The organism is Amphibacillus cookii (genome assembly GCF_016908375.1).
Lineage (GTDB): Bacteria > Bacillota > Bacilli > Bacillales > Amphibacillaceae > Amphibacillus_C > Amphibacillus_C cookii.
Genome location: NZ_JAFBDS010000002.1, coordinates 81682 through 97264, shown reverse-complemented (window position 1 = coordinate 97264; position 15583 = coordinate 81682). Strand labels below are relative to the sequence as shown.

Below are 15583 nucleotides of genomic sequence, written 5' to 3'. Positions count from 1 at the left end.
GCCTCACTTTTTCAAATAATGATTAATCGTATCTAATATATGACAAGCCTATCTGAATAGTACACTGTTTTTCTATCGAATAAAGTTCATTCACCACGAGATACCGAAGATTAATTTGCTAACAGAAAAACTACTTTAAACATTCCCTTCTTCCACTTCTTTATCACTAGCTATTGGTATCATCACGATTTATCCAGCATCACTTTCGTCATCCTCACGAGAATCCGCCCGTTGTGAAGAAAATTCAGCTAATAAGTATCTTCCTTCTTCAATTGACGTTCCAACCTCAATGCTTTGTTCTGTTAAATAACCAGACCCAATCACTTCTACATCTAAACCTGTAAGGTTCGCTAATTCTAATACATTACGTAAAGACCACCCCGATAGATCCGGCATCGTCGGTTCATCGGTTATTAGAATAAGAGTTTGGGTTGATAAAACAGTCGCGCCATGATCGATATTAGCAGCAACAACTTGATTTCCTTCTCCCACCACAAAAGGCTTAAAACCTTGTTCATTTAAACTTGAAACCAACTCATCTGTCGAAGCTCCTTCTACATCCGGAAAATCAATTTGCGATACGGTTTCTTCCGTTTCTTTATCAGGTTGAATATTCATGTAGTGCAAACTATTTTCCATTACATGTTTAAATATAAAAGATACCGGATCTGATCCCGATTCATCTTCACTAATTTTCGGCTGTTGAACCGTTACATACATTAACAATTCCGGATTTTCACTTGGGGCTACACCTAAAAAAGAGAAAATATAATTCTCATGCCCTTCTAAATAACCAATATCTCCACCGCCTGAAATTTGAGCCGTACCTGTTTTTCCAGCTACTGAATAAGAATCTAAATTATAAATATTGTGAGCCGTACCTACTTCAGATGTAACGACAGATTCCATTGCTTTTAACACTTGATCCGCCGTTTCTTTTGAAATAGGCTGACCGACCACCTCTGGGGTTGTTTCTTCAATTACCTCTCCGGTATTGGGGTCAGCAATTTCTTTAATAACATAAGGCTTCATCATTTGCCCATCATTAGCTAGAGCAGTTGCAGCTTGAACCATTTGAATCGGCGTCACCGTTGTTCCTTGTCCAAACGATGCGGTCAGCTGCTCAATTGGATAACGGTACAGTATTTGTCCTGGTTGTTCTCTTGGTAGATCAATACCAGTAGGACGATCAAAATGGAAAGCTTCTAAATAATCCAAAAAGGTGTCTGTCCCTAACTTTTCCCATACAAGTTTAGACATTGCTACGTTTGAAGAGCGTTGAAAACCTTCTTCATAAGTAATTTCTCCCCAATGTTGACGATAATCAGTAATAGGATTTTCAATTCGATCAATTTTAAACGACCCTGATTGATAGGTTTCTTGAGGATTGTAAACACCTTCTTCAATTGCAGCAGCAAGTGTGAAAGCTTTTATAGTAGAACCAGGCTCTATTGGTGTAGAGACAACATCATTAAACCAATTCTCAACATTACCTAAATCATTTGGATCATAACTTGGACGGTTACTCATCGCTAGAATTTCACCCGTCCTAGGATCGATAACCGTTGCGGTTATCCGTTCAGGATCATATTGTTCTTCTACTTGTGACATCGCATCTTCTAGTGTGGTTTGAATTTTTTGATCTAGTGTCAGTGTGACGTCATAGCCATCATGCTTTTCTTCAATGACCTCTTCAGCATTTAGCAAGCGTGTATTGTATTTATCACGCTGAAATGAAATAAAGCCATCCTCACCATTTAAGAGATCATCTAACTGTGCTTCAATCCCTGTTATTCCTGCAATATGGTTATCATCATTTGATTGAGCCAAACCAATAACTTGGGAGGCAAAAAGCCCATTCGGATAATAGCGTTTTGATTCTTCAATAAAATGAATACCGGGTAAATTCATTTCCTCAATTTTCACCCGTTGTTCTCGACTTAATTGACTGGCTTTACTGCCAAATTCAACTTGAAATTGATCATTTTCTTTACCACGTTTTAAAATATCTTCAATTTCAGTTGCATCAAAATCAAGAACGGTTGCTAACTGTTCTGCCGTATACTCCACATCTTCAACATGGTTTAAACGCTTTTCAGGATTGGGAGAAAAAGAGGCACTTACAACAGCGTACATACGGTAAATGGTCAGATCTTGAGCTAACTCCATTTTATTCCGATCATAAATGTGACCTCGACGTGCAGATATAGTCGTTTGATCAGTACGTTGTCGGTCTGCCCAATCTTGTAAATCAACACCTTGCACTTCACCTGCTGTTTGTATGTATACAAATCTACCAGAAAGGGTGATTAACATTATGATTAACAAACCAAAAAATAAATTAATTGCTATATTAGCTTTACTCGTTTTTTTCATAATGACTGGCCCTCGTTATTCAGCTTCAATTTGTGTGGCTTGTTTAATTTTCGTATTTTGGATATTCAATCCGTTTTCTTTAGCAATATTTAAAATGCGCTCCGGATTACTATATTCCATCACTTGATAGTCTAAATTCGCGTTGACTGTTTGCTGTTCGTTTACTTCCTGTTCAAGTCTTTGCAAATCACGATTTAATGAATCAAGATTCGCACTGAATGAAACAATATAAATCATAACCACAGAGACAACTATACCAAATAATGCAGCAAGAAATTTCTCACCAGTCGTGATTTTTCGGGATTTAATCTTGACAAGTTTCTTGGGTTGTTGACTTGGCTCTGACCGCCTTCTACGTTGTGGAGTCGCTGCATAATATTGTCTAGCTTCATTCAAACTCATCTTCTATCCCATCCTTTCTGATAAGAAAAATCTTCATTCCAAACCCTTGTTTTTTCAACAATTCTTAATTTAGCGGATCGCGATCGCCTATTGCGCTCCAACTCTTGATCATTTGCAACAATAGGTTTTTTCGTTACTAATGTGAATGGCGGTTGACTTGATTCTGGAACGATTGGCATATTTCTAGGTTGTGGTGGTACCGTGCTCCATTTTTTGAAAGCTTGTTTACAGATTCGATCTTCCAACGAATGAAATGTAATGACAGCGATTCGCCCCCCAACAACTAATTTTTCAGCAGCTTGATGCAAGACATCATAGAAAGCATTTAATTCATCATTAACAGCGATTCTTATTGCCTGAAAAGTTCTCTTAGCTGGATGACCACCTTTTCTTCTAGCTGGGGCCGGTATAGCTCCTTTAATAATATCAACCAACTCAAAGGTGGTTTCAATTGGTTTCTCTTTCCTTACTGTTTCAATGTTACGGGCGATTTGTTTTGAAAACTTCTCTTCACCATATTTAAAGAAGATAGTCACTAACTCTTGATAAGACCAATCGTTGACCACATCATATGCTGAGTGCTCTTGCGCTTGGTTCATCCTCATATCCAGAGGGGCATCATGTTGGTAGCTAAACCCGCGTTCACCATGATCAAGTTGAGGAGATGATACACCTAAATCAAACAAAAAGCCATCCACCTCATCAATATTCCGTTCAATTAATACGTTTGTTAAGTCTCTAAAATTCGAATGAACAAACTGGATTTTTTCATGATAATTAGCTAAACGTTGTTTCGCTGCTTTCAATGCATGTTTATCTTGATCAATAGCAATTAATAGGCCTTGATCCAGCCTCTTTACAATTTGTTCTGAATGACCACCCGCTCCTAAAGTACCATCAACATATGTACCGTTGGGTTTAAGGTTTAACCCCTGAATGGTTTCATCTCTTAGCACACTGTCATGCTCAAACAAGTGATCACCTCCTCATTAAAAATCTATTTCCATCATATTTTCTGCTATTTCTGCAAAGGTTGATTCTGATTCATCGATGTAGCCTGTCCAAATTTGTTCAGACCATATTTCGACACGATTAGATACGCCAATTACTGCACATTCCTTTTCAATCTTAGCGTATTCCCTTAGTGAAGCAGGTAGATTAATACGTCCTTGTTTATCGATATCACATTCAACCGCGCCTGAAAAGAAAAAGCGGGTAAATGCTCTTGCATCTTTTTTCGTAAGTGGTAATTTTTTTATCTTCTCTTCAAGGATGCGCCATTCTGTCAATGGATATGCAAACAAACATTGATCTAAACCTCTTGTCACAACAAAGGATTCACCCAAGTCATCGCGAAATTTAGCCGGCATAATAATCCGACCTTTTGTATCAATATTATGTTTGTATTCGCCCATAAACATAATAATCGCCCACCTTTTTTAATAGTTTACCACATCCCCCCACTTCTCACCACACTTTTATGGCTGTTTCTTAGAAAAAATGGAAAAATAGTACATATGTTCGCATTTTAACTTAAAACATATGATCTAAATCAATAAATGAAGAAAAAAAATAAGGTTTATCACTAATTCACATGTGATAAACCTTATTTTTTAACCCTTAGAAAGAAAACAAAGAAGTGGGATTCGATAACAACAAACTTAATCAGTGGGTGATTTCGTTCTTCTCCCACTGATTGCAGATTCGTTGAGTGAATCATGACATTACCGTCTGTTAGCGCCCTAATAAATAGGTTTCTATTTTGTGACGGTCGGTTTACGGACGGTTATCTGTGATAAAAATATAAAACAGACACCCGTCATTTTTTAATGTCGGTGGTGAAAAGTGGGTTAAAGCTTAGCTAAATAATGAATGTCTTCTCGAAAATCATAATTATCATTTAACAAATCAGCTAACCATTCTGTGCCAAATCGATTAATAAAAGGAATAATATTCCAACGTCGTTCTTGCCAAGCCTGATAGGGTCTTAGCATAGATTGTAGATGGTCATAGCCCGAGAGTTGTAACTGATGCCGTTGCTTGACACGTTTCTCAATTGACTTTGCTAAAAAAGACACCTGATCTTCAATTAAAGCTTGATTCTTTTCAGCAAGTTGTACTAAATCTTCTCCTAAACCCGAGGCGATTTCACGTAATGGTTGATGAAGTCCTCGCATCGATTCTTTTATTTGACAAGTAAGCTGATCGAGTGGTGGTTGTACTTGGGCAGCTAGATAACGAACTTTCTCTTCTTCAAGTCCATCATTAATAACCTTAGAAATATCTTGGCCACTTTTATCAATCCATTTCCGAGTATAAGGATCAATCAGTGTAAAAGATAGCCTTGGCAGTACCGGTGGCATCTTAAGGTTCAATTCATGAAATGCTTCTTTCAATATTGACCAATAAGCGAGTTCTCCTGCACCAGCGAAAAAAGCCAAGGTCGGAAAAAGGCATTCCTGCATTAAAGGACGACTAATAACGTTATTACTAAAATACTCTGGCGTATCTTGAGCCAATTGAATTAACTGATCTGTTGTAAATTGAATAGATAAATCTTTATCTGTCCAATTATGACCTTCACACATCAATAACTGGCGCTCGTCCTCCTCATCTACATAAAATAGATGACCATCACTAGGCTTAAGATCTACTGGAATATGATAACCCAATTTACTTATATCTCTCCAGCTTTTGTATACCTTATTAGCGATCGCCTGCTGGTTTTCTATTAGTGATACCATATAAGGACTCTCTAAACTCCTCACAATCGGATCACCTGAATCGAATAGCACAAGACCATATTCACCAAATAAATGCGTTGTTATTTTAGCAAAAAAATCAACGTAAGTCTGAGAACCATCCAGACATCCAATCAGCAACTGATATAGATCATTCGTATATTCCGTTTCTGGCAGTGAATAAAACAGGTCATTTAACCATTGCTTTGCTTTTGCTTGATCAATAACTACCTTGGAAATAGATTTTTTCTTTTGTTCAAACTGATTAATTTTATGTTTATGTAACTGATTATCTTCATATCGAAACACATGGTTAATTTCATCAAAATCGTGATCCTCTCCTGCAATCCAGAACACGGGAATTACAGGTATATGAAGCTCTTGTTCTTTCTGTCTAGCAAATACAAGAATAGAAATCATTTTATGAATCGTATAGAGAGGTCCTGTAAGTACCCCAGCCTGTTGTCCACCTATAACCACGACACTGTCTTCCTGTTTCAATCGATCAATCTGCTCAAACACTTTGTTATGGTTTCCCCACTTGGCATTAAGTTTATTCAATATATCAACTAAAGCAAGTCTTTGATACGTTTGTTCTTTAATATCTGCTAATCTTTGTACATAATCAGAAGCTCGATACGGGTTATAATCAAAATACTCTAGTACCGTTTTATCCTGCTGTAAGTATTTTTCAACAAGAGCACTCATATTCACTTTTATGGCTTCTCGCTTCATTAAATCGACTCCTTATAACACCTGAATATAATATATAACTCAACTTTCGCCCACTGAAAATAGTTATTCAACCTTCTCATACGTCGGGGCTGGCTCCAGCTAACACGCATGAAATAAAGCGAAGAAGATGGGACACGACTAGAATAAGAAGTTTCTTATTTCTGAGACTCAATGCCGATGTCTTCATCATCTACATGGTGTAAATTAATACCCACGGAAAGCGGAACATAGCTCACCTGCGCCTCTAAAGCGAAAGGTTTATAATCAATCGAAAATCTATATTCAAACGCAACGCAAACGCAACGCTTATATTTAATCTTCGGGTTACCCTTATGCTAGCTTGGCTGAACCTGAACATTCAGATGCGAAAGTTGAGTTATATAAGTTTACATCATTCTATTTATTCTTTAACTTTTTAAGCTTAAGAGGATTGTTAAAATAATCACAGTAATATTTAATGGGAAAAAGATTAAAAATAGAGTACGTAAATATAATTGCCAAACACGTTTAATAATAATATCACCAATCAGCATCCATTGTAAAATAATAAACAGTAACAAGGTTATAAGGAGTGTTAAGATCAACACACCAATTATTTGTTGATTAAACGTCTCCTGAAAAATATACACCGTTGCTATTACGTAAAAAATCGCTGAATATTCCATACTTAAGTGTATAGCTCTCTTTTTATTTTTAACGAAATACTTTACACCGTAATAAAGCGTTAATGTGATCACAAACGGAAACGTGATGGCTAAGGCAATTAAATATGCTATAACTTGCTCCATTATACCCCCCCTTTTTCTAACTTCTTTATGTCACTGTATAATTGCGCTACAAGAGGTACGGGCTGCTCAGCTTGTCTAATAAGGTAACCTAAAATGCTATCCACTTCTGTTAATTGCCCTTTGTCGATATCCACTTTCATTGAAGAATGATTTTCTTGTGTTAAACAAATGATATTTAGCATCCGTTCCCATTGCACTTTTGGATCAAGCTTTAAAGTTACAGCCACCTCATATGTTAACTGTTTTGCCTTTTCATAAAGAAACTTGTTTTCTATTAGTGCACCGTTTTTAACTTTATATATCGCGGTAAGCGGGTTAATGACAGCATTTAAAATCAGCTTTTCTTTTAACAAACGATCGGCATCATTCAGCCATTTTAAAGGAAACTGGTTTGTCTCCAATTCTCGCAACTTTTTTATTTGGTTAAAGGTGGTGTTAAGGTAAGGGGCAATATTAATTTTCCCTATTCCAGTGTGCACAACGGTGATTAACGCTTCTCGATAAGCGCCATGCTCACAAGCAGCTATAAAAATAGGTTGATTGAATTGATAGTTATCAATTAATTCGATATGTGCCATACCATTCTGCATAAACAATATAGGAGAAGAAAAAACGTCGATCGTCTTTAATATCGGTTCTAATTGATAAGATTTTACCGCTAAAATAAATAAATCATGCACTTGCAGATCTTTGATTAGTCTTATCTTCACTCTGCATTTCCTCTGCCCCGGTTTATAGTAGATGCCATCTTCTTTTAAAATCTGGTCATATTGGTTCATATTTCGAACATACAGACAAACTTGGTTTTTGTCCGCTAGCAACGCAGTCATTAGTAAGCCTATCGCTCCACCACCAATGATGGCTATATCCACAATAAACACCTCTTTTTGTTGATTGATAATATGTTAACTTCAAAATCATATACCATGCGCTTCATTTCGTCAAAGTAGCCAAAAAACGAAGTGACTTACATCAAAAAATCCAGCGACACTTTACTGAACAAATGATCTCAGTAAAATATAAACCCTTCCCTCACCATTACAAAAGAGAGGGCCGCGAAGTTTTGGCGTCTCCCTAATTCGCGACTACGTGATGTAGATCAGTTCAACGGTTATCAAACGATGGTAGCGGATATGTCGACTGTTAGTCATTATTAGAAATACTTACCTCCACTTGTTTTTTAGTGGATATGTTAATTTATATACTTCTTACTTTAACATTTCAACCTCATTTATCCCTGTTTTTTCACACAAAAAAGACGAATGAAAGATTCATTTATTGAATCATCATTCGCCACTTTTTCTTCTATTCTGTTAACGTTTGGCTCAATTGCTTCACTACTAACTTACAAGCAACTTATACGCATCTATTTTAGCAATCAATTAGACTGTAATGTGCAACAAATTGGCTGTTGATAATGTGGTAACTGCTTTTAATCATCAGGATTTAACTTGACCTCTTGAATAAGTTGTTGAATTTGAGCTATTAACTTCTGATAAGTAATTAACTCATTATTCAGACGTTCATTCTCAACAACTATTTTATTATAGAGGCTATCTTTTTTTCCAAAACTTTGTTCACTAAACTCACCTTTAACTTTTTCCAGCCATTGAATAGCTTGTTCCAGAGAAAATGTATCATGTTTTTTCGTTTCAGGTTCAATTATTGGGTGACCATACTTTTTCCTTAACTGTTTAGCTTCTTCTATAGCCTCATTATATAATTTTCGAATTGAGGCGTTCCACCTAAAACCACAGGCAGCTGGTGTTCTATTTAATTGTCTTGCTACTTCTTTAAAACTCTCAAGCTGTGTTCGACCATTTTTAATGTAATCAATAACCGTATGAGCTAAAAACTGATCTTCCTCTTTCGTCCAAGCATCTTGTCTATTTGTACTCATTATAACCGCTCCTTATCCCTATTTGCTATTACTATATGCGAATAGTTATCATGATAGAATAAAGACCAGACAAAAAAATACTAGCCCGATACGGACTAGTATTTTCAATGTTTAACAAATATTATGATTCAACAACTTGTTTACCATCGTAATGACCACACGCTTTACAAACATGGTGAGGTTTAGTAAGTTCACCACAATTTGAACAAGCAATCATTCCCGGTACATGTAATTTTTTATGCGTACGTCGTTGGTTTTTCACCTTTTTAGATGTTCTTCTTTTTGGTACTGCCATGTCTTACACCTCCTTCACTTCCGAAACGAAAATCCTTTTAACACTTTAAAGGATGGGAAGTGATCGTTAAACACTTATCCTTATTGATTTTCATTTTTATCTTTATTTAATAAAGACTGCAATTTTTCAAGACGAGGATCGATCTTTTCCCCTTGCTCTTCCTCAGAAATTACAGTCCAGCCATTACCAGCTGATAAAGCATTAGCTTCGATTTCTTCCGCATCTGCATAAACACGAAAGGGAATCTCCAATAATACATTTTCCTTGATAAAGGGATCTAAGTCAAGTACTTCTCCATGAATAGGATGGATTTCTGATTCATCTTCTTCTTTGTAATAAGGATCAATAGAAAACAACTCCACTACGTTGATCTTAAATGGATAAGGTACATCAACCAATGTTCTAGCACAAGGTAAAATCATGGTACCCGCTATCGTAAATTGACATGTTATCGTTTTACCTTGAACAGATGCTGTTCCATTTACCGAAACAGTACCTATCTCTCTAATATCATTATTATTTAAAGATTCAAGATCTGATAGGTCTACATTTTCCTCAAATCGATATACGTCTGTTTGAAGAATTTTTTGAATTGAAATTTTCATTACTCTCACCTCGAAAGCACAAAGTTTATTGTAAAAGTTATTATGCCATTTGTCAATATTTTTTCTTTACAGGAACGTAAGTTTTTCAACATTTTTTAACGTGCCTTGTACACCATCATTATGCTACAATATCGATAATAGGAGTGATTGGAATGAAGGCCGTCGGATTAATCGTTGAATATAACCCTTTCCATAATGGTCATCTTTATCATATCGAACAAGCCCGAGTAAAGTCAAACGCAGACGTTGTTATTGCTGTGATGAGCGGGCAATTTCTGCAACGTGGTGAACCTGCTATCGTTGATAAATTTACTAGGGCAAAGATGGCAATCGAGCATGGTGTTGATCTTATTTTTGAATTACCAACTGTATTTGCCATCCAACATAGTGATATCTTTGGTTATGCAGCTGTTCAACTTTTAAATCAAATAGGTGTAAATATGATTGTATTTGGCAGTGAGCAGGGCGATATCACCCCTTTCAAAACGACCATCAACGAAATCGAGCGTAATAAAACAACTTATAATAAAGTACTGAAAGAACACCTCCACAGCGGGGTGAGTTATCCTAAAGCAAATGCACTAGCTATTCAAAAGCTATCATCAACTTTTTCTATGGATCTCGATCAACCAAATAATATATTAGGTTTAAGTTATCTTAAAGCACAGAAAGCAATTAATCCATACTTGAAAATGGAAACCATTCAACGTAAACAGGCTGAATACCATCAACATCAGCTATCTCAGCCAATCACCAGTGCCACAAGTATAAGAGCCCATTTAAACGAACTTACGGATCTAAATCATGATGATTTAGCCATGCCCAAGCTCAATCTATCCCTTTTAAAAGCTTATGCACAGAAGGCAGGTCGCTTTCATTACTGGGAAGATTACTTTCCCTTGCTCAAATATCGCATATTAAGTGATACTACTGCACAATTAAAGCAAATTCATGGTATGAATGAAGGTATCGAGCATCGATTAAAAAAACAAATAGTCAATGCAAGAAATTATGATGATTTTTTAACATTAGTTCAAACCAAAAGATATACTAAAACACGTATACAGCGACTTCTAGCTCATGTTTTATTACATTTAACAACTCTTGAAGTTGAGCGAGAAGTGTACGCACTTAAAAAAATAGACACGGTCCGTTTACTTGGTATGACTGAAAAAGGACAAGCCTATTTAAAGCGAACAAGACAAACCCGATCCGTTAATATTATCGGACAATACAAAAAAAATATGCCCGATTTTCTGTCAATAGATGAGCGGGCATCTAACATCTACTATATGACTTTAAATCAAGCGGTACAAAACACCTTAAAACAACAAGAATTTGCTCCGCCACTAAAAAAGGAAGTTGAGGAAAAATAAAACAAACCTTCAATCAGCGGGCAATTCCCTTCTTCGTCCGCTGATTATTAGTTGAGTGAATCAGGACATTAGCGTCCGTTATCGCCCGCCTAAATAGATCAGCTCTATTCTCCATTTTAAGGTGGGCGTTTTACGGATGCTTATCTGTAATAAAAACTTCTTGTCACTAAACATGACGATTTTAGTCTGGACGCTAGAGAAAAGTCGGGATAATATTTAATCGATAGAACACGCTCCACGGTAACTTAAGTACCGTGGAGCGTGTTCAAATAATTTTCTTCACCAATTAAGTTTTTGACCTAACCCCATTACTGATCACTATTGTTGTAGGTAATCAACCGCTTCTTCAAAATGATCGATTGGCACAATCTCCATATCTGTTCCAATCGCTTCAGCGGTTTCTTTGGCAAGATTGTAATTAGAATCTTCAGCGCCTTGCTCATTTGGAACAAAGAAAATATCACAACCCTCACGATCAGCAGCAATGACTTTTTTATCTACCCCACCAATACGATAAATATTCCCATCATAATCGATTTCTCCTGTTCCCGCAATTTGCAGACCCTTTGTTAAATCTCCCGGCGTTAACTGATCGAAAAGTTCTAGAGCTAAGACAAGTCCTGCACTTGGTCCACCTATGTCTCCACTAGCAAAATCAACCGATCTAGCCACATCTACTTCGCGATTGGTGACTAGTTGTATACCAATACCAAATTGATCAGGTTGTTCAGCAAAGGGAACAAGCTCAATCGTCGTTTCAAATTGTTGACCATCACGATCAACAAGGAAAGTAAGTTCATCACCAACTTGATATTGATTAACAACTTCGATAAGGTGCTCTGCATCGATTATCTTAACATTTTCAACCTCTATGATCTTATCGGCAATTTCTAGTTCATCTTCAGCTGGCATATCTTCAAGAATAGAAACAACATATACCCCTTCATAGTGAATATCAATCTCTTCTCCAGCCTCTTGATAAGCAACAACCATTGCAGCTTCTTGAGAACTCTCCATTAACTGGAGTTGTGCTTGTAAATAACGCTCGCGATCATATCCTTCTGGAAATACCTCATCTAAATGGTGGATATCCTCGTAAGGTGATAGGTTTGCTATTAATAATTGAATTGGCGTTGCACGTCCACCTCTCACCGTCACAAGATGAAGATCACCTTCACTTTGATAAGCATTATCTACTTTGACAACATCATTTAACGGATCGGCAGTACCTGGTTTATAGATATAATAAGGTAAAGGCAATACGAAAATAACGATTAGGAAAATGATGAATAAAATATATAATAGTTTTTTTCTAAAGTTATACAATAAAAAACCCCTCTCTATACAATTAGTAAAACAGTGCGCCAAACATTATGTATGTTTGCTTTTTCAAGATATTCTATGACACCCCTTAATCGTCCAAACAAAAGACGTGTTCTTCTATAATCTTATCAATTTTTAGCATAAATCTTTTCTCTAGATGCGTATAGTATTAAAAAGCAGTATTACCGAAATCTAAAATTATTTTACTACTTTTTTCTGGTACTGTATAGCATAACTCACTTACCACTTTGATACGTTAGGGGAGAACATGTTGAAGTCACAATTAAAATCGATAATGTTAGCCATTGGTGCATTGGCATTTGCTATTTGCCTTATTACAATGCCAACAGAAACTTTAGCTGCTAGTAAAAGGGGAGTTGATATCTGGTCAAATACTGTTTTCCCATCTTTACTTCCATTTTTTATTACCGGGGAAATATTGATTGGCTTTGGTGTCGTTCATTTTATCGGTGTTTTATTTGAACCGATTATGCGCCCCATTTTCAACGTCCCTGGCGTTGGTAGTTTCGTCTGGGCGATGGGGATGGCAAGCGGTTATCCAGCTGGTGCAAAATTTACTGCCCGAATGAGACAAGAAGGACAATTGACCCAAGTTGAAGCCGAGCGACTTGTCGCCTTTACTAACGCTTCAAACCCCTTATTTATCATTGCTGCTGTTTCGGTTGGTTTTTTTCAATCACCAACATTAGGCGTTTTATTAACTGTTTCACACTACGGCAGCAATCTTTTAGTAGGTATAGTTATGCGTTTTTATAAAGCTAATTATATCTCTATGTATCGAAAAGATGCACAGCAAAATATATGGAAACGCGCTTTTAAAACATTACATCATACACGTATTAAATCAAATAAACCGTTCGGAAAATTGTTTGGGGATGCTGTCATTCATTCTGTTCAAACTTTACTAATGATTGGTGGATTTATTATTTTTTTTTCTGTTTTCTCTAGCATATTAATCGAAATAGGTCTAGCAGATATAGGTAGTCAGCTAATCGAAACCATTTTTTTACGCTTTAACATTCCAGAAAAACTTGCCCTTCCTTTCTTCACGGGTATATTTGAAATCACACTAGGCGCTCAACAAATTTCTGGCTATATCAATGAACCGATGATAGCCAAGGCTATCCTGGTTAGTTTATTATTGGCATTTAATGGTTTTAGTGTACAAGCCCAAGTAGCTAGTATTTTAGCTGAAACAGACATTCGCTATATGCCTTATTTATTAGGTAGAATACTTCAAGGTATTTTTTCAGCAGGGATTGTTATTATCGCATCACCTTACTTGATGGCGCTATCGCCGAAGCCTATTGGCCATGCTATAGCAGTTGAGGCCCCATTACAATCAAGTTATTGGTTCAGCTTGCTGTATCAAGCGGGGCCCATTATCACTTTAGTTGGTCTATCAAGTGCTTTTATCCTATGCGCCCTTCGCCAATTAAAATAACAACTGAGTAGGCTGTACTCAGTTGTTATTTTGGTTGTATACTATTTGACGTTGGTGAAGGGAATTCCCCATTTCATGCTTTTGCGAAATAGGGGGTAGACTTTCGTTAACGTCATTTCTATTTCTGCAACTATAGAAATGGGTTCAGTCATCCAGTGATTCGCTTTCCGCAGGCACGGCTTCAGCTAACTCATGTGCGCACCAAACGCGCACATGAGTGGATCTTCAGCTCGTGCTATTCCTGCAGGAGTCTCATCACCTCCTTACCGAACCCGTATGAATTTACATGTAGATAGACATTCAAATTAAGTTAAGATCTATTGAATCGAAATCAGCCCAAAATGCACCTAACCAATCAAATATTCAAGCAGCATAAGCCGACTTGAATATTTGTGAAATTCATCTATAAAATTGCCGACAAAAATTCTCACCAACGTCATTTGACAAAGAACCGTTATTTTAATTAATAACCATAATCGATAGCAGAACTATTCATTTAACAGTTATCCATTTTGAAATTTGTCTTTTAATGCTTGATCAACTGCTTCTGGTACCAGATCAGATACATTAGCTTTAAATTTAGCAACTTCTTTTACCATACTCGAACTTAAAAAAGAATATTTATTATTGGTCATAACAAAAAACGTTTCGATATCTTCGTTAAGCTTACGATTCATTGAGGTAATTTGCATTTCATATTCAAAATCACTAATAGCCCGCAACCCTCTTACCAGAGCATCAGCATTTTTCTTACGCGCATAGTCCATTAATAAACCATCATGACCATCTATTGACACGTTAGAAATATGTTTTGTTGAATCTTCTAATAATTGAATGCGTTCCTCAACTGTAAACAGCGGGGATTTTGATTCATTGTGGAAAACAGCAACGATAACATGGTCAAAAACTTTTGCTGCCCGTTCAATAATATCAAGGTGACCAAAAGTAACAGGATCAAAGCTGCCAGGACAAATCGCTAATCTACTCATTCTAATTCTTCCTTTCTCTATACAACGATATTGCAGTCGTACTTCCATATTTCTCTGTTCGAACTTTTTCAAGTGTTCCAACCCATGTTGGTAAACTTTCTCTCGCCTCATGTTCACAAACAACCACTGTCTGCTCATCGGTAATATTTTGTTTAGCTATTTCTTCGAGAAGGCGTTGATAGAACCCTTTTTGATACGGGGGATCTAAAAATATTATACTAAAAGTTAAGTTTCGTTTAGCCACTGCCTTAAGTGCCCGAAAAGCATCATTGCGATATACTTCAGCATGTGCAGTTACATTTAACTGACTTAAATTATTTTTTATCACCTCAACAGCTTGCCTTTGTTGATCGACAAAAATAACATGTTCAATCCCTCTACTTAATGCCTCTATCCCCAAACCACCGCTACCAGCAAAAAGATCTAAACAAATGCCCCCACTAAAAAAAGGACCGATACGATTAAAAAGAGATTCTTTTACTTTATCAGTAGTTGGTCTTGTTAATTTATTTGGTACGGTTTGAATTAATCTACCTTTATATGTACCCGATATGACACGCATTTATCTCACCTCAATAACCACTTACA

15 protein-coding genes are annotated in these 15583 nt (G+C 36.5%); 2 read left to right on the top strand and 13 right to left on the bottom strand.

The genetic code is table 11. The annotated features are described in order from the left end of the window. Positions 1–189: 189 nt before the first annotated feature. The 10 genes from JOE23_RS03540 to JOE23_RS03495 form a co-directional block, all read right to left on the bottom strand. Positions 190–2376 (bottom strand): penicillin-binding transpeptidase domain-containing protein, encoded by a 2187-nt coding sequence (locus JOE23_RS03540; RefSeq protein WP_204435922.1) that lies wholly within the window; start codon positions 2374–2376, stop codon positions 190–192. A gap of 15 nt (positions 2377–2391) precedes the next feature. Continuing rightward, the gene (ftsL, locus tag JOE23_RS03535; protein ID WP_204435921.1) at positions 2392–2778 is read right to left on the bottom strand and encodes a cell division protein FtsL; all 387 of its coding nucleotides are present in this window, start codon (positions 2776–2778) and stop codon (positions 2392–2394) included. Beyond that, positions 2775–3752 (bottom strand): 16S rRNA (cytosine(1402)-N(4))-methyltransferase RsmH, encoded by a 978-nt coding sequence (rsmH, locus tag JOE23_RS03530; protein ID WP_204435920.1) that lies wholly within the window; start codon positions 3750–3752, stop codon positions 2775–2777. Before rsmH ends, ftsL begins: the two co-directional genes overlap by 4 nt. A 15-nt stretch (positions 3753–3767) precedes the next feature. Further along, positions 3768–4199, bottom strand: a complete 432-nt coding sequence (gene mraZ, locus JOE23_RS03525; protein ID WP_204435919.1) for a division/cell wall cluster transcriptional repressor MraZ — start codon at positions 4197–4199, stop codon at positions 3768–3770. A gap of 429 nt (positions 4200–4628) precedes the next feature. After that, the gene (gene bshC / locus JOE23_RS03520; RefSeq protein ID WP_204435918.1) at positions 4629–6254 is read right to left on the bottom strand and encodes a bacillithiol biosynthesis cysteine-adding enzyme BshC; all 1626 of its coding nucleotides are present in this window, start codon (positions 6252–6254) and stop codon (positions 4629–4631) included. Between the two features lie 407 nt (positions 6255–6661). Next, complete coding sequence (locus tag JOE23_RS03515; RefSeq protein ID WP_204435917.1) at positions 6662–7042, bottom strand: DUF3397 family protein; 381 nt, start codon at positions 7040–7042, stop codon at positions 6662–6664. Then, positions 7042–7914 (bottom strand): 2-dehydropantoate 2-reductase, encoded by an 873-nt coding sequence (locus JOE23_RS03510; RefSeq protein ID WP_204435916.1) that lies wholly within the window; start codon positions 7912–7914, stop codon positions 7042–7044. Before JOE23_RS03510 ends, JOE23_RS03515 begins: the two co-directional genes overlap by 1 nt. 560 nt (positions 7915–8474) lie before the next feature. Beyond that, positions 8475–8942 carry an RsfA family transcriptional regulator gene (locus JOE23_RS03505; protein WP_204435915.1) on the bottom strand — a complete coding sequence of 156 codons (468 nt, stop codon included), beginning with the start codon at positions 8940–8942 and terminating at the stop codon, positions 8475–8477. A 121-nt stretch (positions 8943–9063) separates the two neighbouring features. Further along, positions 9064–9237 (bottom strand): 50S ribosomal protein L32, encoded by a 174-nt coding sequence (gene rpmF / locus JOE23_RS03500; protein WP_204435914.1) that lies wholly within the window; start codon positions 9235–9237, stop codon positions 9064–9066. Between the two features lie 80 nt (positions 9238–9317). Continuing rightward, positions 9318–9842, bottom strand: a complete 525-nt coding sequence (locus JOE23_RS03495; protein ID WP_204435913.1) for a YceD family protein — start codon at positions 9840–9842, stop codon at positions 9318–9320. A gap of 152 nt (positions 9843–9994) precedes the next feature. Here JOE23_RS03495 and JOE23_RS03490 point away from each other — a divergent pair, with 152 nt between their 5' ends. Continuing rightward, a complete protein-coding gene (locus JOE23_RS03490) occupies positions 9995–11218 on the top strand; it encodes a nucleotidyltransferase (RefSeq protein ID WP_204435912.1) in 1224 nt (407 codons plus the stop codon). Between the two features lie 318 nt (positions 11219–11536). Here the strand turns inward: JOE23_RS03490 and JOE23_RS03485 are convergent, their stop codons facing one another. After that, a complete protein-coding gene (locus tag JOE23_RS03485) occupies positions 11537–12544 on the bottom strand; it encodes a SepM family pheromone-processing serine protease (protein WP_204435911.1) in 1008 nt (335 codons plus the stop codon). A gap of 265 nt (positions 12545–12809) precedes the next feature. Here JOE23_RS03485 and ylbJ point away from each other — a divergent pair, with 265 nt between their 5' ends. After that, positions 12810–14006: a sporulation integral membrane protein YlbJ gene (gene ylbJ / locus JOE23_RS03480; RefSeq protein WP_338021885.1), complete on the top strand. Its 1197-nt coding sequence runs from the start codon at positions 12810–12812 to the stop codon at positions 14004–14006. Positions 14007–14509: 503 nt separating this feature from the next. On the opposite strand, the gene coaD is transcribed toward ylbJ, so the two are convergent. Together coaD and rsmD are read right to left on the bottom strand one after the other, a co-directional pair. Next, on the bottom strand, positions 14510–14995 hold the full coding sequence (coaD, locus tag JOE23_RS03475) for a pantetheine-phosphate adenylyltransferase (protein WP_204435909.1): 486 nt from the start codon (positions 14993–14995) through the stop codon (positions 14510–14512). A 1-nt stretch (position 14996) separates the two neighbouring features. Then, a complete protein-coding gene (rsmD, locus tag JOE23_RS03470; RefSeq protein WP_204435908.1) occupies positions 14997–15557 on the bottom strand; it encodes a 16S rRNA (guanine(966)-N(2))-methyltransferase RsmD in 561 nt (186 codons plus the stop codon). Positions 15558–15583 lie beyond the last annotated feature (26 nt).

Bases quoted from the DNA above. Each gene is read 5' to 3' on its own strand.
- JOE23_RS03515 (WP_204435917.1), bottom strand. From the start codon at position 7,042: ATGGAGCAAGTTATAGCATATTTAATTGCCTTAGCCATCACGTTTCCG.
- ylbJ (WP_338021885.1), top strand. From the start codon at position 12,810: ATGTTGAAGTCACAATTAAAATCGATAATGTTAGCCATTGGTGCATTG.
- ftsL (WP_204435921.1), bottom strand. From the start codon at position 2,778: ATGAGTTTGAATGAAGCTAGACAATATTATGCAGCGACTCCACAACGT.
- rpmF (WP_204435914.1), bottom strand. From the start codon at position 9,237: ATGGCAGTACCAAAAAGAAGAACATCTAAAAAGGTGAAAAACCAACGA.
- rsmD (WP_204435908.1), bottom strand. From the start codon at position 15,557: ATGCGTGTCATATCGGGTACATATAAAGGTAGATTAATTCAAACCGTA.
- mraZ (WP_204435919.1), bottom strand. From the start codon at position 4,199: ATGTTTATGGGCGAATACAAACATAATATTGATACAAAAGGTCGGATT.
- JOE23_RS03490 (WP_204435912.1), top strand. From the start codon at position 9,995: ATGAAGGCCGTCGGATTAATCGTTGAATATAACCCTTTCCATAATGGT.
- coaD (WP_204435909.1), bottom strand. From the start codon at position 14,995: ATGAGTAGATTAGCGATTTGTCCTGGCAGCTTTGATCCTGTTACTTTT.
- JOE23_RS03505 (WP_204435915.1), bottom strand. From the start codon at position 8,942: ATGAGTACAAATAGACAAGATGCTTGGACGAAAGAGGAAGATCAGTTT.
- JOE23_RS03495 (WP_204435913.1), bottom strand. From the start codon at position 9,842: ATGAAAATTTCAATTCAAAAAATTCTTCAAACAGACGTATATCGATTT.
- bshC (WP_204435918.1), bottom strand. From the start codon at position 6,254: ATGAAGCGAGAAGCCATAAAAGTGAATATGAGTGCTCTTGTTGAAAAA.
- JOE23_RS03540 (WP_204435922.1), bottom strand. From the start codon at position 2,376: ATGAAAAAAACGAGTAAAGCTAATATAGCAATTAATTTATTTTTTGGT.